Here is a 19,006-nt window from a genome sequence, read left to right as displayed (position 1 = left end):
GCGCGATGGACGTCGACTTCCCGTACCGGGTGGACGCGCGTGGCCGCACGGCGGGCGCGGGCCACGCCGGCCATGTCCGGGACATGGTCGAGCTGGTCCTCTTCACCAGCCCGGGCGAGCGGGTGAACCGGCCCGACTTCGGCTGCAACCTGCTCGACCTGGTCTTCGCCGGGAACAGTCCCGAGCTGGCCGCGACCCTGGAGATGACCGCCCAGGCGGCCCTGCAACGGTGGCTGGGCGACCTGCTCACGGTGGAGTCCGTCACGGTGACCTCGCAGGAGGCGACGCTGCGGGTGCACGTGGCGTACGTCCTGACTGCGACCGGCGAGAGCCTCACCGCCACGGTCCTGGGCGGGGGGACCTCGTCATGAGCCTGCTGGACGGGCCGTCGTACGAGGGCCGGCGCGACAACGGGCCGGCCGGGATCCGGGAGGTGCGGGCGCACCCGGACCGGCGCACGCTGACCGTCACCTTCTTCGGGGTGCTCCCGCCGGACGTGGACCGCACCCGGTTCGTCGTCGAGGGCGGCCGGCGGATCGTCGGCATCCGCGTCCTGCGCGTCCACCACGGCGCGGAGCAGGAGGCGGAGCCGGATGCGGGGGACGGCGCGGCGAACCGGCTGCGGCTGGTCCTGGACCGGCCGGGCGACGAGTCGACGTACCGGCTGCGGGTGCTGGGGCGGGGCTTCCACGGCGGCCACGACCACGCCGACTTCACCTTCCACCCGGCCGTCCGCCACCCCCCGCGCCCCGTCCCGAAGGCCGCTCCCCCGGTCGCCCCGCCCGACGACGCCCCGGCGATCGACTACCTGGCCAAGGACTACGCGAGTTTCCGCCGGCTGCTCCTGGAGCGGCTCTCGCTCACCCTGCCGCGCTGGACCGAGCGGCACGCGCCCGATCTGTGGGTCACCCTGGTGGAGCTGCTGGCCCATGTCGGGGACCGGCTCAGCTACCAGCAGGACGCGGTGGCCACCGAGGCGTACCTCGACACGGCGCGGCTGCGCACCTCGGTGCGGCGGCACGCGCGCCTGGTCGGCTACCCGATGCACGACGGCTGCGCGGCCCGCACCGTCGTCTGCGTCGAGACGGCCACCGAACTGACCCTGGACACCGGTGACTTGGCGTTCACGGCGCTGCCGGAGGACGACCTCACGCAGCCGTCGGACCGGTCCGACGGCCCGGTGATCCCGCCGGAGGCCCTGGTCTCGGCCCCGCATCCGGTCTACCAGCCGCTGGAGCGACGCCCGGTGCGGCTGCTGCCCGCGCACAACGGCGTGCCGCTGTGGGCCTGGGGGCAGGACGGCTTCGCGCTGCCCGTCGGCGCCACCCGCGCCGCCCTCCTCGACGACGACGGCAGCGGCGACGGCGACGGCGACAGTGCCGGCGGCCGTGGCCGTGGGCGGCGGGTGCTGGATCTGCGGATCGGCGACCTGCTCGTCCTGGAGGAGACGCACGGGCCCGGCGGCGGGCCGCCCGACCCCGGTCACCGGCAGGCCGTCCGGCTCACCCGCGCGATCCGGGACGTCGACGCGAACACCGGTACGGCGGTCGTGAAGATCGCCTGGGCCGACGAGGACGCCCTCGCCTTCCCGCTGTGCGTGCGCAACCCGCGCGGCCCCGACGGGCGGCCGGGCGCGACCGTCGTGGCCCGGGGCAACGCCCTGCTCGTCGAACACGGCCTGGAGATCGTCTGGTTCCCCGGTGACGCGTCCGGCGAGTTCGTCCGGGTGCCGGGGCGGGCGGTGACGTTGCGCGGGCGGCCCGTCACCTGGTCGCCGCCGTATCCGCGCCCGGCCGATCTGGCCGCCGCGCAGGGGCGGCGGCTCCTGGGCCTCGCGGCCAGGGCCCGGGACGGGCTGCGGGAGCTGCACCACGGGGTGGCCGAACTGCACCCGGAGAGCCGTGAGCTGCTGACGGCCCTGTTCGGGGCGTCCTTCCTCGACGACTTCGCCGGGCTCGCCGACGACGCCGACCGGCGCGGCCGGGCCGCCCGCTTCCTCTCCCTCTTCGAGGACTTCTTCGAACCGAGGCTGCGCCGCCTGGAGACGCTCGCCCAGCGCGCCCGCGCCGGTTACGTGCTCGACCACGCCGACGCGGGCTGGGAGCTGGAGCAGACCTGGGGCAAGGGGGCCGCCGCCGGGCTGGACCCCGCCGACCCGGCCCTGCACGGCCCGGTGAGCAGCGCCCTGCGCCCCGACCCCCGCGAGGCGCTGCCCGTACTCCAGCTCACGGAGGATCCGCTCACGGAGGATCCGGGCGCGGGCCCGGTCTGGACCCCGCGCCGGGACCTGCTGGCGAGCGGCCCCCGGGACCGGCACCTGGTGGCCGAGACCGACGACGAGGGAGTGCTCGCCCTGCGCTTCGGCGACGACCGGTGCGGCCGTGCGCCGCGCCCGGGGACCGGGATGTACGCCTTCTACCGGGTGGGCAACGGCCGTGCGGGCAACGCGGGCAGCGAGGCCGTCAACCGGATCGCGCACCGCACCGCCAGGGGGCTGGAGGGCATCACGCGGGTGCGCAACCCGGTGCCGGCGAGCGGCGGCACCGACCCGGAGCCGCTGGCCCAGGTGCGGCGGGCCGCCCCGCGCGCCCCGTTCCGCACGCTGCTGCGCGCCGTCACCGCCGAGGACTACGCCACCCTCGCCATGAGCCGTCCCGACGTGCAGCGCGCCGCAGCCTCGCTGCGCTGGACGGGCAGTTGGTACGAGGCCGACGTGGCGCTCGACCCGGCGGGGGCGGCCGTGCCGTCGCCTGCGCTGCTGGCGGAGGTGCGGGCCGCGCTGCACCGCTACCGGCGCATCGGCCACGACGTCGTCACCCGACCCGCGCTGCTGGTGCCGCTCACCGTGCGCCTGAACGTGCTCGTCGACCCGCACTACGTCACCGCCGATGTGCGGGAGGCCCTGATGCGCCGCTTCCTGCCGGGCCGCCGGACCGACGGCGAGCCGGGTTTCTTCGACCCGGCGGCGCTCACCTTCGGCACTCCGGTGCGGTGCAGCGCCCTGGTGGCGCTGTGCATGGGCGTGCCCGGTGTACGGCACGCCGAGGTCGCCGAGTTGCGCCGGTACGGGATCGGCGCGGAGCGGGAGGGGCCTGACGTGCCGCCGTCCGGGGAGCTGCGGCTGGGTCCGCTGGAGGTGCCACGGCTCGACGGTGACGTCACCCGGCAGGAGAACGGGTGGCTGACGCTGCGACTGCGAGGTGGACGATGACCGACTGCCCCGCCGGCCGACCGGGTCCGCCGCCGGTGTGGAACCGTCCCGGGCTGCCCGCGCTGTCCTACCGGGTGGGCGGCCACCGGCAGTTCCTCGACGCGATGCTGGCCCGGCTGCCCGCCGTCGGCGCCGACGACGGTGACCGCGGGCCGCTGGCCGGGCTGACGACGCGGGAGCCGGACGATCCCTCGATCGCCCTGCTCGACGCCTGGGCGGTCGTCGCCGACGTGCTGACCTTCTATCAGGAGCGGATCGCCGACGAGGGGTTCCTGCGCACGGCGGCGGAGCCCGAGTCGCTGGTCCGGCTCGGGCGGCTGGTCGGGCACCGGCCGCGCCCCGCGCTCGCGGCCGCCGCCCACCTCGCCTACACACTGGATCCGGGCACGTCGTGTGTCGTGCCGGCCGGTTCGCAGGTGAAGAGCGAGCCGGAGCCCGGCGCGCTGCCCGTGGTCTTCGAGACCGCCGGGGACCTCGCCGCGCGGGCGGAGTGGAACCGGCTGCCGGTGCGCGCCACCCGGCCGCCCGCCCTCACCGCCGACGTCGCGATCCGCGTCCGCTCTCTGGACGTCGAGGGGGTCCAGCCCGCCCTGCGCCCCGGTGACCGGCTGCTGTTCGCCTACCCCGACGCCCGGCTGAACCTCACCCGGGTGGTGGAGAGCGCGCACCCCGATCCGGCGCGGGGGCGGACCACGGTGCTGCTGCGGGTGCCGGACGCGGCCGGGCAGTTGGACAACGCGGTGGACGCGCTGCGCGAGGACCTGGAGGACGCGGCGCGCCGGGCGCGGTCCGAGGGGCCGTTCGAGGAGCTGCTGACGCTGCTGCGCGAGGTCCGGCAGCGCGCCGAGGAGCTGCGCGACCCGGACACCTTCGCGGCCCGGCTCGACCGCAGGCTGCGGCGGCTGCACGACCGTCTCGCCGGGCTCGGCGGCGACCTGGACGTCGACAAGCTGGCCGAGCGGGCGGCCGTCCGGCTGGCGACCGTACAGGACGCCGTGCGCCGGCTGGCCGGGGCGACGGAGCGGGCGGCGGCAGCCGGCGGCCGGGCGCTGCTGCGGGACCTCGCCGACCCGGACGGGCGGGTGCAGCACGCGGTCGAACCCCTGCTGGACGCGCTCGGCCGGGGCGAGCCGCCGCGCCGGACAGCGCCCGCGGTGACCGACGCCCTGGGGGCCGGATCCGACGCGCTGCCCCGTCTCCTCGCGGGCAACGGGCCCGGCGTCGCCGCATCCCTCTACGCGGCGCTGTCCGCCGTCGCGCCCCCGGTCACCGCGCCGGGCGTGCACCGTTTCCGGGTGGTCGCCACCCCGCTGGGCGCGTCGATCCCGGATGACGCCCGGGTCCTGCGGCTGCTGCGCGGAGCGGCTGCGGCCCAGGCGGAGGGCGGGGGCGCGCTGCCGGGCGACGTGCTGCTGCTGGACGCGGTGCACGAGGAGATCCAGCCGGGGAGCTGGCTCGCGGTGCGGGTGGCGGGCCGGTCGCGCACCCGGGTGATCCGGGTCGTCGAGGTCGGCCAGTTGTCCGTCGCGAACGACGTGGACGCCGTACGGGTGACGCGGCTGCGGCTGGCCGAGCCGTGGACCGTGGACTGCGCGGACATGGCCGTGCGGCGGGCCACCACCGTGTGGGCGGCGGGCGAGCCGCTCACACCGGCCGCCGCGCCCGATCCCGCCGACGTGGCGGGGGACGCCGTCGCCCTGGACGACACGTTCGAGGGACTGGCCGCCGGCCGGCTGGTCATCGTCTCCGGGGAGCGCACGGACGTCGTGCCCGGGGGCGGCGCGGGGGTGGCGGGCGCGGAGTTGGCCGTCCTGGCGGGGGTGCGCCATGCCTTCGACGGGACGTCCTTCGACGACCGGGTGCGGACGACGCTGCGGCTGACCGCGCCGCTCGCGCACCGCTACCGGCGCGACAGCGTCGTCGTGCACGGCAACGTGGTCACGGCGACCGCGGGCGAGACCGTCGCCGAGGTGCTGGGCAGCGGCGCCGCCGACCGGTCCGGTCAGGTGTTCGGGCTGCGGCGCGGGCCGCTGGTCTGGCTGCCGTCGGTGAGCGCCGACGGCGGCGAGGAGGACATCACCGTCCGGGTGGACGGCGTGGCCTGGCGGCGGACCGTGGACCTGGGCGAGGAGGGGCCGCTCGACCAGGTGTTCCGGCTGCGCGCGGGCGTCGACGGGCGGGCGGCGGTGGAGTTCGGCGACGGCCGGCACGGGGCCCGCCCGCCGACCGGCACGGAGAACGTCACCGCCCGCTACCGGGTCGGCGGCGGCCTCGCGGGCAATGTCGCGGCCGGGCGGATCAACCAGCTCGTGAGCAGGCCGTTCGGGGTCAGCGGGGTCACCAACCCGCTGCCCGCGACGGGCGGCGCGGACGCCGACGGCCCGGCGCGCACCCGGCAGACGATCCCGCTGCGGCTCGCCGCGTTCGACCGCCTGGTGTCGGTGGCCGACCACCAGTCCTTCGCCCGTGCCTTCGCGGGGGTCGGCCAGGCCGTCGCCCGCCGCTGCGTGGACGGCGGCCGGCCCATCCTGCACGTCACCGTCGTCGCCGCCGACGACGCCCCGCTCGACGCCTCCTCCCCGCTGCTGGCCGCCCTGCGCGGCGCGCTGCGCCGGTACGGCGACCCGGCGCTGCCGGTGCGGGTGGAGCCCTGTGAGCGGGTCCGGCTGGTGGTGGTGCTCGGCGTGCGCACGGCCGACGGGCATCTCCCGGAGCAGGTCGAGCGGCGGGTGCGCGAGGCGCTGGCCGCCCGGCTGGGCTTCCGGGGCGCGTACCTGGGGCATCCCGTGTACCAGAGCGCGGTGATCGCCGCCGCGCAGGCGGTGCCCGGCGTCGACTTCGTGGACCTGGACGCCTTCGGCGGGGTGCCGGAGGGCTCCGACCCGGCCGACGTCGTCCGGTTCGCCGAACACCCGTCCGTCGCCGCCTTCGTCCCGGCCCTCCCGGCCGGCCCGCGCGCGGTACGCGACCGCACACCGTCCGCCGCCGCCCCCGCGGGAAGCGGACCGCCGGACCCGAACGCCGTCGTCGACGCCGCGCAAGCGCCCACGGTCCTGCTCACCGTCGGCACCACCCCGGCCACACCGGCCACACCGGCCGCGTTGCCGCGGCTGGTGCTGCGCCCCGCCCAACTGGTGCTGCTGGACCCGGCCGTGCCCGGAACGCTGATCCTGCGGAGGATTCCATGACCCCGGACGAGCTGTACGCGCTGCTGCCGGCCGTGCACCGCAGGCGCGACGCGGAACAGGGCGGCCCGCTGCGGGCGCTGCTGACGGTCGTCGCCGAACAGGCGGCGGTCGTGCGGGAGGACATCGAGCAGCTCTACGACAACTGGTTCATCGAGACATGCGACGACTGGGTGGTGCCCTACCTCGGCGACCTCGTCGGCTACGAGCTGCTGCCCCGGATCGCCGCCGCCCTGTCCGACGACACCGCGCGGTCGAGCGGCCTGCCCGCCGCCGCCGTACCGCGCCGGGACGTCGCCGACACCGTCGTCAACCGCCGCCGCAAGGGCACCCTGGCGCTGCTGGAGGATCTCGCGTCGGCGGTGGCCGGGTGGCCCGCCCGGGTGGTGGAGTACCGGCGGCTGCTGTCCGTCACCCAGCCGGTGCGCCGCTACACCTCCGACGGGGCCGACACGCGCCGCAGGCTGACGCGCGGCGCGCTGGTCGACGTACGGGACGCGGGGGCGCTGGACCAACTGGGCGGGCCGTTCGACACCCTGGCCCGCACCGTGGAGGTGCCGCGCGCCGGTTCGGCCCGCCGGGTCGGCCGGTACGGCATCCAGTCCGTCGGCCTGCACCTGTGGCGGCTGCGCACCTACCCGGTGACCCGGGCGCCCGCGTACTGCCTGGACCGCGACCGGGCCTGCTACACGTTCAACGTGCTCGCCGTCGACACGCCCCTGTTCACCGCGCCGGTGCCCGAGCCGTCGAGCTTCCACATCGCGGACGAGACGAACGTCCCGGAGCCCATCGGCCGCCGGGCCCTCAAGGACCGCCTGTACGACTACTACGGGCCGGGCAAGAGCCTGTGCGTGTGGACCGGCCCCGACAAGGAGCACGACGTCGTGCTGCTGGACCGGATCGTCGTCGCCGACCTCTCCGACTGGCGTTTCCGGCTGGCCGCCGGGGAGGTCGCCGTCGACCCGGTGCTCGGCCGGCTCATGCTCGCGCCGGGCACGGCTCCCGCGCACGGGGTGCGGGTGACGTACCACCACGCGTTCTCCGGCGACCTCGGCGGCGGCGAGTACCCGCGCCCGGAGCCCGCCGCGACCGGCCCGACGGACCGCTACCGGGTGGGTCCCGGCGAGAACCACCACACCATCGCCGACGCGGTCGGCCGCTGGCGTGCGGAGAAGCGGGCGCACGAGCACAAGGCGGCGGCGATCGTGGAGATCACCGCCAACGAGGTGTACGAGGACCTGACCGAGCTGCGCCTCGACCCCGGCGACCGGCTCACCGTACGCGCCGCCGACGGCGTCCGCCCGGTCGTCCGGCTGACCGGCCGCCGCGACGACGACCGCCCCCGCACCCTGACGATCACCGGACGCGAGAGCGGAGCCGGGGCGACGGCGGTGCTCGTCCTGGACGGGCTGCTGGTGACGGGCGGCATGGTGCGAGTGCGGGGCGGGGTGGGCCGGCTCGTCGTCCGGCACTGCACGTTCGTGCCGGGCTGGGAACTGGAGTCCCGGGGCACGCCCCTGGCGCCCGGCGCGCCGAGCCTGGAGATCTCCGGCGGCCCGGTCCGCACCGAGATCCGGCACAGCGTCCTCGGCCCCGTGGCAATCGCCGCGCGGGGCGACGGGCGGGAGCCGCCGCGGCTCGAGGTGTACGACAGCGTGCTGGACGCGACCCTCAGCGAGGCGACGGCGCTCAGCGACCCGGACGGCGGCCCCGCCGACGTCCTCCTCACGGCCCGCCGCTGCACCGTCATCGGCGCCGTGCGCGCCCACGCCGTGGAGCTGCTGGAGAACTGCCTGCTGGCCGGCGAGGTCCGCATCGAGCGCCGGGACCAGGGCTCCGTACGGTTCTGCTGGCTGCCGTCCGCGAAGAGCGCGACGCCCGCCCGCTTCCACTGCGAGCCCGACCATTCCGGCGCCCGGGCGCGCGCACTGCGCTTCGCCGGCACCCGGTACGGCTCCCCCGACTACGTCCGGCTCGCCGACCACTGCGCCGAGGTGATCCGCCGCGGGGGCGACAACGGCTCGGAACCCGGCGCGCTGCACCACCTGTTCCAGCCGCAGCGGGAGGACAATCTCCGCACCCGGCTGGCCGAGTACACACCGGCCGGATGCGACCCGGGGCTGTTCTTCGTGACCTGAGGAGCGGCCCCGACACTGTCCGCCCCGGCCCAGGCAGGAAGCACACGCATGCACGGCGACTTCTCCCGCGTCATCTTCGATCCCGCTCGGCGGTTCTCCGCCGTGCTCTCCCAGCAGGGCCGGGTCCAGCTCGATGCCGAGATCAACGAGCAGACGGCGATCCTCCTGCACTACGTGCGCACGCTGGCCACCGACCTGATGGGGCCGGCCGCCTACCCGCCTGAGGCGGACGGCCTCGGCGGCTTCGGCGTCGACGACTTCGACGGCTACACCTTCACCGTGGCCCCGGGCCGCATGTACGTCGACGGCATCCTGTGCGAGTGCGACGGCACCGACTACTGGCAGCAGCCCGACGGCCACCTCGACCCCGACCACGAGGACGACCAACTGCCTTCGGGGCCGTTCCTGGTGTACCTGCGGGTGTGGGAGCGGCTGGTCACCGCGTGGGAGGCGCCCTGGATCCGTGAGGTGGCGCTCGGCGTGAACGGCCCGGACACGACCGCGCGCAGCCGGGTGGTGTGGCAGGTGTGCGTGCTCCCGCTGGGGCGGGACGCGCCGGTGCCCGACATGCGCAGCGCCGCGTACTTCCTGCGGGACCGCGTCCGCGGCGCGTTCGAGCCGCGCGGGCTGCTCTCCGCGGCGACCGGACGGCCGGCGGACGACGGGCCGGGCGACGCCCCGACCGTGTCCACCTCGTCCGCCGCGTCCTCGGGGTACCGGGGGCCCGAGAACCAGCTCTACCGGGTGGAGGTGCACCAGGGCGGCGGCGAGGGGACGGCGACGTACAAGTGGTCCCGGGAGAACGGCTGCGTGGTGCTGCCGGTGCGGTCCGTCGACGGCCGGTCGGTGGAGCTGGAGACCCTGGGCCGGGACGACAAGCTCGGCGTGGACACGGGCGACGTGGTGGAGCTGCTGGACGACGCCTCGGTGTGCCGGGGGGCGTCGGACCGGTACGACGAGGGCTGCGGCCGCCTGTACACGGTCAGGAAGGTCGACCACGCCGGGTTCCGGGTCGAACTGGACAGCCCGCCCGAGGACGACCCGTACGACAGGACAGTCGGTCAGGTGCCGCGCCGCCGCCCGTTCCTGCGCCGCTGGGACCACGGCAGGAGCGGCCGCGACGACGGCTACGGGGGCGACGAGAGGGGCCTGCTCCTGCGGGAGGGCACCTGGCTGCCCCTGGAGGACGGCGTCCAGGTCAGGTTCCACCCCGGGGAGGACGAGCCGCGCAACTACCGCCACGGCGACTACTGGCTCGTCCCGGCCCGGGTCCTCACCGGCGACGTCGAATGGCCGCGCACCCGCCAGGGTCAGCCCCTGCGCCGCCGCCCGCACGGAGTGCCGTACCACTACGCCCCGCTCGCGTACATCGACCCCCGGGGCGGCGACGACTTCCGGCTGGTGGATCTCCGGGTGCCCTTGGCGCACCGGCGGTAGCGGTCAGCGTCCGGTGATCGCGAAGATGACCACCAGCCACGCGACGAAGAGCAGGATGACGACGGCGACCACGATGGCGGGGGTGCTGCGGGCCGAGACCTCGGCGCCCGTCGTCAGGTTGCGCAGCCGTTTGACGCGCAGCGTGCCGTTCCTGGCCCGGCCCGTGGCCCGCACCCGGTCCCCGTCGTTGACGGCGCCCTCGAACAGGTCGCCGCGCATCTCGACGGGCACCAGCCCGACCGGACGGCCCGCGCGATCGCGCATCTCCAGGCTGAAGTTGCACACGACGGTGGTGCCGACGTCCCCGTCGCTGCCGCTCACCTCGGTCCGCATCCGCACGGTGCGCGCGACGCCGTAGACGGTGCCGCTGCCGTCGAGGGCGGCGATCGGGACGGGACGGGGGCGGCGGCTCCCGTCCCCGGATTCCACCCGCGGGGGATCCCGGCGCGGGGGCCGCTCGTACGGGACGCGGGTCGTGGGCTGCCGCATCTCCTGGGTCCGGAGATGGATCGGGCGCGGCCGCCACGGGCGTCGCGGCGGCGGATCCTCGTCCTCGCCGTACGCCGGAAGCGCGGCATGGCAGCGGCGGCACCGCTGTGCGTCGGGCGGCGCTTCCGCATGACACCGCTCACACATCCAGGCGCCGTCCACGATCTAGTTGACCTGGTACGTGACGTAGTAGACCGAGCCCTCCACCGGCGAGGAGGCGAGTTTCGCGATGGGGCCTTCCCCGCGCTCCGACTCCTCGATGCGGATCGAGCCCAGCAGGTCGTCGGCGGAGACGTCGTCGTGGTCCCACAGGGAGAGGTTCTGGACGAAGTCGACCGGCACGGTCACCCCCAGCGGCTGCGTCTGACCCGACGCCACCGAGCCGGTCGAGCCGTTGCCCGGCCAGATCGCCTGGGACAGGTCGCCCTGGGTGCTCGTGGTGACGTACAGGTCGTCGGGGTCGCCACGGGCGGCGTCGATCGCCGCGACGGCCTGCGGCACCGACTGGACGAAGCCCTGCAGCGAGGTTCCCAGGCTGCCCAGCGGAATCTTGCCCGCGAGTGCGCCCACGGCCTCGTTCGCGGCGGCGTCGGTGCCGGTCGCGGCGTGGATGCAGAAGACGTCGAAAATGGTGGCGGTCGCTGTCATGGTGGCCTCCCTGCGAAATGACAGGCGTCCCTTCCATCGTGACGCCGATCCCGCAGCCACGCCACACGCGGATAGTGGTTTCGCATTCCACATTCACCGTTCCCTCAAAGGTAATTGCATGTCCCATCGACCCGGAAAACCCCAACACTGGGATGAGAAGAGGAAGAAGAAAGGGAATGGGAAGAGGCAAGGGGATAAACGATGTCCGCATTCACCATCGATGTGTCGAACCCGCTCCCCGCCGGTTTCGTCGGCGCCCTGGGCGGTCCCGGCGAGGGCGGCCACCAGTCCGAGAACTGGTACATCCAGTACGGCATGGACCTCGCCGCGGGCGCCGGCACTCCGGTGCGCGCCGCCTTCGACGCCCACATCACCAAGTACAGCCCGCACGACCCCTCGGCCGACAGCGCCAAGGTCTACGGCGCGCAGTTGTTCATGCGCGCCCCCAACGACGAGATGGGCGGCTTCTACACGCACGTCACGAACGTCCCGGCCGGACTGACCGTCGGCTCACAGGTGTCCCGCGGGGATGTGCTGGGCGAGGTGTACGAGATCGCCGGCACCTCGTCGCATCTGCACATGGCGCTGGTCGAGATCATCGGCGGCGCGCCCGGCGGCCAGTACCAGGGGGTGGACCTGTACCGGATGTTCCTGGACACGGCGAACTCCGAGGCGGTCACCCCGGTCACCTTCAACCAGGACGGTTCGCCGCCCTCGCTCTGAACCCGCCCCGGGTCAGGGGGCGTCGGCCACGACCAGGCTCCCGATGTGCGCGGTGACCGTGTCGAGGACGCCGGTCCAGACGTCCGCGTCGCCGAGCACGAGGTAGTTGAGGGTCAGGCCGTCGGTCATCGCGGCCAGGTAGCGGGCCAACACCGCGACGGGCACGCGCAGTCGGAGGTTCATGCTCGCGCTGAGCTGCTCGATGAGCTCGGTGTACGCGTCGCCGTACAACTCGTACTGCCGTCGCGCCAGTTGTTCGAACCCCGGCCGGCGCAGCGCGTACTGGGTGAGTTCGTACGTCAGCAGGTGCGCGTCGGGGTGGGCGCGGACGTGGTCCCAGTACGCCTGGAAGCCGGCCCGGACGGTCTCCTCGAGAGTCGCCCGGGGCCGCAACGCCTCCTTCACCACGCTCACGTACTCGTCGGTGATGCTCGTGATGACCGACTCGACGAGTGCCTGCTTGGAGTCGAAGCAGTAGTGGAAGACGCTGAGGGACACGCCCGCCTCGGCGGCGATGGACCGGGTCGTCGTGCCGGCGACGCCGTCCCGCGCCATCGCCCTGATCGCCGCCGCCGTGAGCTGTCGGCGGCGCTCGGCCGACGGCATCCGTGTCATCCGCGTCATCCGCGTGTCCCTCGCGTTCGTCTCCCGGCGCGCGTCAACTGCTGTAGACGCCCACCTCGTACAGCGAGTATCCCCAGTCCGTGCCGCGCTGCAGACCGTGCATCCGGACATAGCGGGCGGGCGTGCCGGTGAAGGACGCGGTGTCCAGGCCGCCGTCACCGGCGGTGGTGGACCAGGCGGTCTGCCAGTTCACGCCGTCGGTGGACAGCTCGACGCGGTACGACTTCCCGTACGCGCGCTCCCAGTCGAGCGTGACCCGCTTGACCAGGTTGGTCGCGCCCAGGTCGATGCTCAGCCACTGGTCGTCCTTCCAGTCACTGGCCCAGCGGGTGTCGGTGTCGCCGTCCACGGCCCGGCCCGGCGCGTAGCTGGTGACCGGGTTCGTCTCCGAGTAACTGGCCGTCGCCGCAGCGCCCTTGGCGAGGTTGACGCCGGCCTGGTGGTGCTCGGCCGCGCCCCAGGTGTCGAGGTAGGACTCGGCGCCCCGGAACAGGTCGTCGACCACGTCCTGGCCGCCGACAAGCCGGATGTCCTCGATCCAGTCCGGGATCATGCCGACGTGCGCCGCGCCGTCGGTGTTGACGTCGAACGTCCGCTGCCCGGTGGTCAGTCTGTCGATGACGGAGCCGCCGTCGACGCTCTTGAAGGGGTACGTGACCTTGTCGGCGGCGTTCGCGCCGCGCGGGGCGGGGTGGTCGCCGATGCCGTTGAAGTCGGTGCCGTAGCCGTAGCCCACGCCGTACTTGTCGCGCAGCGCGTTCGTGCGCTTCGCTTCGGCGGCGAACGCCTCGGAGCCGTGCATGTACTGGGCGACGAAACCGCCGAGCGCGTAGACCCGCTCGGTCCAGTTCAGGTCCATCCAACTGTGCGAGGACAGCACGCCGGGGTAGTTCGCCGCCTCGAACATGTCGAGCACCCGGCCGGTGGCCTTGACGCTCATGTGGTCGATCTCGAGCATCATCTTGCGCTGCATCATTCCGCGCACGGCGTACTCGCCGAGCGCGGTGAGCCCGCGCTTGTTGCACTGCGCGGTCGCGTCGTACGACGGCACGTCCGTGCCCGCCGGCAGGTCCGACTCCGCCGCGCTGGCGGCGTCGCCGATGGGGTTGTCGTGCTGCGGGCCGGTGCACTTCTCGGTCTGCCAGAAGGTGCCGGTCGACAGGAACTGGCCGACGTTGATGGCCGTTCCGAGGCCGCCCTCGTCGAAGCGGACGCCGCACAGCGCGTTGTCGAACTTGTGGCACAGGAACATGCTGCGCACGCCCAGCCCGTACAGCTCGTCCAGGCCCTTGTCGATGTCGGACTTGCTGCACTGCGCGATGTCCAGGATCTGCTTGCAGCCGAACGGCTCGGAGGTCTCGACGCCGAGCACGACCGCGAGTTTGCCCTGCTTGACGACGTCCCGCGCCTGCGCGCTGTCCAGGACGATCCGGAACCAGCCCTTTCCGGTGCCGCCGTACATCGTGTCGACGTAGGCCTGGAGGTCGTAGGCCAGCTTCGCCTGGAGGCGGATCGACGTCATCTCGTCACAACTGCGGTCCTTGAACGGGTAGATGGAGCAGATCATGCCGTTGGTGACCAGATCGTTGACGAGCACCCGCTGCCCGCCGCGCCAGGCCCGCTCCACCCACGCGTAGTAGTTCGCCTGGTGGGTCATCGAGTCGTAGGCCGGCCAGTCCTTGAACGTCGGCCAGCCGACCGGGTCGTGCTTCCCGTCGCCGCCGTGCGTGATGTAGTCGAAGAGCGCGAGCGAGCCGTCCGGGTAGTGCTCGGGACAGTCCTTGAGCGCGTCGGCGACGCCCGCCTCGGAGAACACCTTGCCGCAGATCAGCCGCCCGCCGAAGGCCTCGTTGGAGAGCAGGTGGTTGTGCGCGTCGACGAACCCGCGCACCTCGCCCGCCGCGTTGGTCCCGGTGAACGGCGCACCGGTCACGTCGATCTGCGAGTCGGGGTTCGGCCGCGCGGTCGGCGTCCACCACTCCGCACCCGCCGCCGAACTCGGCGTCGGGCCGAGGATCGTGGCCAGCACGAGAAGCAGCAGCGAGACGACGGTGACGTCTCTGCGCCTGCGGTACGGGCGTCCGGTCATGGTCACAGCCCACGTCCCTCGGTCGACGGAAGGCGCGGTCGACTAGGGCGTTTTGACTGCCCATGGGTTTGTCATGACCGACGCAAGATAGGTGGGATGAGGATCGCGACAGACGCGTTCCGAGTCAATAGTCCGGGACGCTTGACCTGATAACTGCGGACGCCTGGCTCAAACCACCTTGGCCCGCCTGCCGGTTGCACGGGGACGGTCGATGCGCTTACACGTTCAGGTGATGATCCGTCGGAGTGGCACACCGCCCTCGACCAGGCCCGTATCCAGGGCATATGGACACTTCGCGCACATCTGTAGACCCCGCATCCGTAGCCCCAGCGCCCGTAGACCCCGCATCCGTCGGCCCCGCATCCGTGGTGGAACCCGGCCCGCTCTCGCGTCGGCGGTTCGCCGCGGCCACGGCGACGACCGCCGCCTCCGTGGCCTCGGTCGCCGCGCTCACGGTCGCCGCCCCGGCCGCGGCGGCCCGACCCCAGCAGCTCCGGCAGCCCGCCTGCCCGCCGAAATCCACCGCCGACTGGGCGACCTGCCTGGCCGTCGCCCGAGCACTGCTGGTGGTCGACAAGGACGACCGGCCGCTCGTGCCGGGATACGAGAAGGTTCTCGCCGGCGGTCTGCCGCGGGCGGGGACGAAGACCGCGAAGAAGGTGCTCGTGGTCGGTGCCGGGCCGGCCGGACTGGTGGCCGCCTGGCTGCTGAAGCGGGCAGGACACCACGTCACCCTCGTGGAGGCCAACGGCAACCGGGTCGGCGGCCGTGTCAAGACCTTCCGCACCGGCGGCCACGAGCAGGCGGCGCAGGCGTTCGCCGACGCGCGCCAGTACGCGGAGGCGGGCGCCATGCGGATCCCGGGCAGCCATCCGCTGGTGATGGGCCTGATCGCCCAACTCGGCGTCAAAAAGCGCCCGTTCTACCTGGTGGACGTCGACGCGGACGGCAAGCCCGTCAACAACGCCTGGCTGCACGTCAACGGCGTGCGCGTGCGCCGCTCCGCGTACGCGAAGTCGCCGCGCAAGGTCAACCGGTCCTTCGGCGTGCCCCGTAAGTACTGGGACACACCGTCCGGGGCCATCCTGCGCGCGGCCCTGGATCCCGTACGCGACGAGTTCAGCACCCTGGGCTCCGACGGCAGGCGGGTCGACAAGCCGCTGCCGGAGCGGGTGCGGGGGTGGGCGCGGGTGGTGCAGCGGTTCGGGGACTGGTCGATGTACCGGTTCCTGACCGAGGAGGCGGGCCTCGACGAACGGACCGTCGACCTGGTCGGCACGCTGGAGAACCTCACCTCCCGGCTGCCGCTTTCGTTCATCCACAGCTTCATCAGCGCCTCGCTGATCAGCGCGGACACCGAGTTCTGGGAGCTGGTCGGGGGTACGGCCACGCTCCCGGACGCGCTGCTGAAGGAGGTCGCCGACGTGCTGCGGCTCGACCGGCGCGCGACGCACATCGAGTACTGGTCGCCGGACCGCCAGGGCGACGACGACACCTCCCACGTCCGTGCCGACGGGCCGCACGTGTGGATCGACACCGTCTCCGAGGGGCGCGGCGGAAAGGTGGTGCGCGAGGAGTTCACCGCCGACCTCGCGATCGTCACGGTGCCGTTCTCGGGGCTGCGGCAGGTGCAGGTCAGCCCGCTGATGTCGTACAAGAAGCGGCGTGCCGTGGCGGAGCTGCACTACGACAGCGCGACCAAGGTGCTGCTGGAGTTCGGGCGCCGCTGGTGGGAGTTCTCCGAGGCGGACTGGAAGCGTGAACTGAACGCCGTGCGCCCGGGGTTGTACGAGGACTACCGGTCGGGGAAGGCGCCGGCCGACGGGAGTCTGCTGGGCGTGCACCCGTCGGTGCCGGCCGGCCACATCACGCCGGGGCAGCGGGTGCACTACGCCGCCAACCGGTGGGCCACCCGTGACCAGCCCGAGGCGGCGCACATCGTCGGCGGGGGCTCGGTCTCCGACAACTCCAACCGGTTCATGATCAACCCGTCCCATCCGGTCGACGGCAGCCAGGGCGGTGTCGTCCTCGCCTCCTACAGTTGGGCCGACGACGCCTCCCGCTGGGACTCCCTGGACGACGACGCGCGCTACCCGCACGCCCTGCGCGGACTTCAGCAGGTCTACGGCCAGCGCGTCGAGGTGTTCTACACGGGCGCGGGCCGCACCCAGAGCTGGCTGCGCGACCCGTACGCCTACGGGGAGGCGTCCGTCCTGCTCCCCGGCCAGCACACGGAGCTGCTGACCGCCATCCGCACCCCCGAGGGGCCGCTGCACTTCGCGGGGGACCACACCTCGGTCAAGCCGTCGTGGATCGAGGGCGCGCTGGAGTCGGGGGTGCGGGCCGCACTGGAGGTGCACCTGGGCTGAGCCGCCCGGCCCACGACCGGCCCACGACCCCACAGGGGTTTTGAACGCGTTCAAATCAGGGGTAGGGTCCTCTTCGCGAGCCGATCGGACGACGATCGCCGACGAAGGGGGCCTTACCGATGAAGATCGTGCTGCCGGGCGGGACCGGGCAAATGGGGACCGTGCTGCGCCGTGCGCTGACCGCTGCCGGGCATGAGGTCGTGGTACTGAGCAGGCGGCCCGCCGGCCGGGGCGAGGTCCGGTGGGACGGCAGGACGCCCGGCCCCTGGACGGAGGTGGTCGACGGCAGTGACCTCGTGGTCAACCTGGCGGGCCGCAGCGTCAGTTGCCGCTACACCCCCGCCAACCTGAAGGCCATGATGGACTCGCGGGTGGATTCGACACGGGTGGTCGGCGAGGCGATCGCCGCCGCCGCGCGGCCACCGAGGGTGTGGCTCCAGATGAGCACCGCCACCGTCTACGCCCACCGGTTCGACGACCCCAACGACGAGGCGACCGGCGTGATCGGCGGCGCCGAACCCGGCGTCCCGGCCTACTGGAGCCGCAGCGTCGACATCGCGACCGCCTGGGAGCGGGAGCAGGAGCGGGCCGACACCCCGCACACCCGCAAGGTGGCCCTGCGCGCCGCGATGGTGATGAGCCCGGACCGGGGCGGGGTGTTCGACGTCCTGCTGCGGCTGGCCCGGCTCGGGCTCGGCGGGCCGGTCGCGGGCGGCGCGCAGTACGTGTCGTGGATCCACGACCACGACTTCGTCCGCGCCGTCGAGTTCCTCGTCGCCCGCGACGACCTCGCCGGACCGGTGAACCTGGCCGCCCCCGCTCCCCTCCCCCACCGCGCCTTCATGCGCGCCCTGCGCCGCGCGTCCGGGGTCCCGTTCGGCCTGCCCGCGACACGCTGGATGGCCGAACTCGGCGCCTTCGCCCTGCGCTCCGACACCGAACTGCTCTTCAAGAGCCGCCGCGTCACCCCCGGCCGACTCCTCGACGCGGGCTTCACCTTCACCCACCCCGAGTGGCCGGAGGCCGCCGCCGACCTCGTACGCCGCACCCGAACCCCCTGACGGCCCGCGCGACGGCCGCACGACGAACGGCCGGGCACCAGGGCTCGGTTACGGGACGGCAATACGCAACCATGATGCACTAGCATCCAACCTAGAGGCCCTAGGCATGGCATGCCTGGGCGCGGCGTATGCGAAGCCGGAACTCGTACCCGACCCCACAGGAGCAAGCGATGAGCACGCCCCGTACCGGCCTGCTGAAAGTGCCCGGTGCCACCCTCCGCTACGAGACGCGGGGCAGCGGGCCCGTCCTGCTGCTCATCCCCGGCGGCGCCGGTGACGCCGGGCTGTACGCGGGCCTTGCGCCCGAGGTGGCCGGTCGGTACACGGTGGTCTCCTACGACCCGCGCGGCCTGTCCCGCAGCCCGCTCGACGGCCCCGCCGACGCACCGCGCGCCGACGAAGACGTACGGGTGTGGAGCGACGACGCCCGCCGGCTGCTCGATCTGCTGAGCCCCGACGAGGAGGCGGTCGTCCTCGGTTGCAGTTCCGGTGCCGTCGTCGCGGTCGACCTGCTGGCCCGGCACCCGGAGCGGCTGCGCCACGTGGTCGCGCACGAACCGCCGTTGCTGGAACTGCTGCCGGACCCCGCCCCGCATCGCGCGCTGTTCGCCGAGGTCCGCGAGATTCTCCACACGGAAGGAGCCGGTGCCGCCATGACCCGGCTCGGCGAGGGTCTGGCCGACGGAGCGGTGCGGCCGGAACCCGCGCAGCCGACGCAACTGCCGCCCGGCATCCGGGAGATGGCGGCCCGGATGCACGCCAACCTGCCCGTGTTCCTGGGCCGCATGCTCGTCCCGTTCTCCTCGACCGTGCCCGACCTCGACGCGCTGCGGGCCGTGTCCCACAAGCTGGTGCCCGCCGCCGGGCGCGACTCCCGCCGCCAACTCCCCCTGTACGGACCGGCCGCACGCCTCGCGGAACTCCTCGGCCGCGCACTCGTCGAGTTCCCCGGCGGCCACCTCGCAGCCGTCGAGTCCCCGAAGGAGTTCGCCGCCCGCCTGCTCACCGTCCTGGAGTGAACACGCGGGCGCC

The 19,006-nt window shown here is 73.8% G+C and carries 13 protein-coding genes; 9 read left to right on the top strand and 4 right to left on the bottom strand.

Features of this window, described 5'->3' with window-relative positions:
- Positions 1–5 precede the first annotated feature (5 nt).
- Genes BMZ82_RS03720 through BMZ82_RS03700 form a run of 5 tightly spaced genes read left to right on the top strand, consistent with a single transcriptional unit; the run spans position 6 to position 9,971 of the window.
- Positions 6–371: a GPW/gp25 family protein gene (locus tag BMZ82_RS03720; RefSeq protein ID WP_093771564.1), complete on the top strand. Its 366-nt coding sequence runs from the start codon at positions 6–8 to the stop codon at positions 369–371.
- Positions 368–3,211 carry a putative baseplate assembly protein gene (locus BMZ82_RS03715; protein WP_093771562.1) on the top strand — a complete coding sequence of 948 codons (2,844 nt, stop codon included), beginning with the start codon at positions 368–370 and terminating at the stop codon, positions 3,209–3,211. Before BMZ82_RS03720 ends, BMZ82_RS03715 begins: the two co-directional genes overlap by 4 nt.
- Positions 3,208–6,399 (top strand): putative baseplate assembly protein, encoded by a 3,192-nt coding sequence (locus BMZ82_RS03710; protein ID WP_093771560.1) that lies wholly within the window; start codon positions 3,208–3,210, stop codon positions 6,397–6,399. The genes BMZ82_RS03715 and BMZ82_RS03710 overlap by 4 nt, the downstream gene beginning before the upstream one ends.
- A complete protein-coding gene (locus tag BMZ82_RS03705) occupies positions 6,396–8,534 on the top strand; it encodes a hypothetical protein (protein WP_093771558.1) in 2,139 nt (712 codons plus the stop codon). The genes BMZ82_RS03710 and BMZ82_RS03705 overlap by 4 nt, the downstream gene beginning before the upstream one ends.
- A gap of 48 nt (positions 8,535–8,582) precedes the next feature.
- On the top strand, positions 8,583–9,971 hold the full coding sequence (locus tag BMZ82_RS03700; RefSeq protein ID WP_093771556.1) for a DUF6519 domain-containing protein: 1,389 nt from the start codon (positions 8,583–8,585) through the stop codon (positions 9,969–9,971).
- Positions 9,972–9,974: 3 nt separating this feature from the next.
- On the opposite strand, the gene BMZ82_RS03695 is transcribed toward BMZ82_RS03700, so the two are convergent.
- Both BMZ82_RS03695 and BMZ82_RS03690 read right to left on the bottom strand, forming a co-directional pair.
- Positions 9,975–10,460: a hypothetical protein gene (locus BMZ82_RS03695; RefSeq protein ID WP_093771554.1), complete on the bottom strand. Its 486-nt coding sequence runs from the start codon at positions 10,458–10,460 to the stop codon at positions 9,975–9,977.
- Positions 10,461–10,625: 165 nt separating this feature from the next.
- Positions 10,626–11,108 (bottom strand): hypothetical protein, encoded by a 483-nt coding sequence (locus BMZ82_RS03690; RefSeq protein WP_093771552.1) that lies wholly within the window; start codon positions 11,106–11,108, stop codon positions 10,626–10,628.
- A 201-nt stretch (positions 11,109–11,309) separates the two neighbouring features.
- On the opposite strand from BMZ82_RS03690, the gene BMZ82_RS03685 reads away from it, so the two are divergent.
- Positions 11,310–11,831, top strand: a complete 522-nt coding sequence (locus tag BMZ82_RS03685) for a peptidoglycan DD-metalloendopeptidase family protein (protein ID WP_093771550.1) — start codon at positions 11,310–11,312, stop codon at positions 11,829–11,831.
- A gap of 12 nt (positions 11,832–11,843) precedes the next feature.
- Here BMZ82_RS03685 and BMZ82_RS03680 read toward each other — a convergent pair whose 3' ends face one another.
- Together BMZ82_RS03680 and BMZ82_RS03675 are read right to left on the bottom strand one after the other, a co-directional pair.
- The gene (locus BMZ82_RS03680; RefSeq protein ID WP_093771890.1) at positions 11,844–12,446 is read right to left on the bottom strand and encodes a TetR/AcrR family transcriptional regulator; all 603 of its coding nucleotides are present in this window, start codon (positions 12,444–12,446) and stop codon (positions 11,844–11,846) included.
- Between the two features lie 43 nt (positions 12,447–12,489).
- On the bottom strand, positions 12,490–14,544 hold the full coding sequence (locus BMZ82_RS03675) for a galactose-binding domain-containing protein (RefSeq protein ID WP_093771888.1): 2,055 nt from the start codon (positions 14,542–14,544) through the stop codon (positions 12,490–12,492).
- 365 nt (positions 14,545–14,909) lie between these two features.
- Between BMZ82_RS03675 and BMZ82_RS03670 the strand changes: the two genes are divergently transcribed.
- From BMZ82_RS03670 to BMZ82_RS03660, 3 genes are all read left to right on the top strand, one after another.
- A complete protein-coding gene (locus BMZ82_RS03670; RefSeq protein WP_256251740.1) occupies positions 14,910–16,913 on the top strand; it encodes a flavin monoamine oxidase family protein in 2,004 nt (667 codons plus the stop codon).
- Positions 16,914–17,032: 119 nt separating this feature from the next.
- Positions 17,033–17,974, top strand: a complete 942-nt coding sequence (locus BMZ82_RS03665) for a DUF1731 domain-containing protein (protein WP_093771548.1) — start codon at positions 17,033–17,035, stop codon at positions 17,972–17,974.
- Positions 17,975–18,144: 170 nt separating this feature from the next.
- Positions 18,145–18,993, top strand: coding sequence for an alpha/beta fold hydrolase (locus tag BMZ82_RS03660; RefSeq protein WP_093771546.1), 849 nt, complete (start codon positions 18,145–18,147; stop codon positions 18,991–18,993).
- The last annotated feature ends 13 nt before the right edge of the window (positions 18,994–19,006 follow it).

The sequence above is a fragment of the Streptomyces sp. yr375 genome, from assembly GCF_900110755.1.
Classification (GTDB): domain Bacteria; phylum Actinomycetota; class Actinomycetes; order Streptomycetales; family Streptomycetaceae; genus Streptomyces.
The sequence above is the reverse complement of the archived record's forward strand: the minus strand, read 5'-3'. Positions and strand labels throughout refer to the sequence as shown.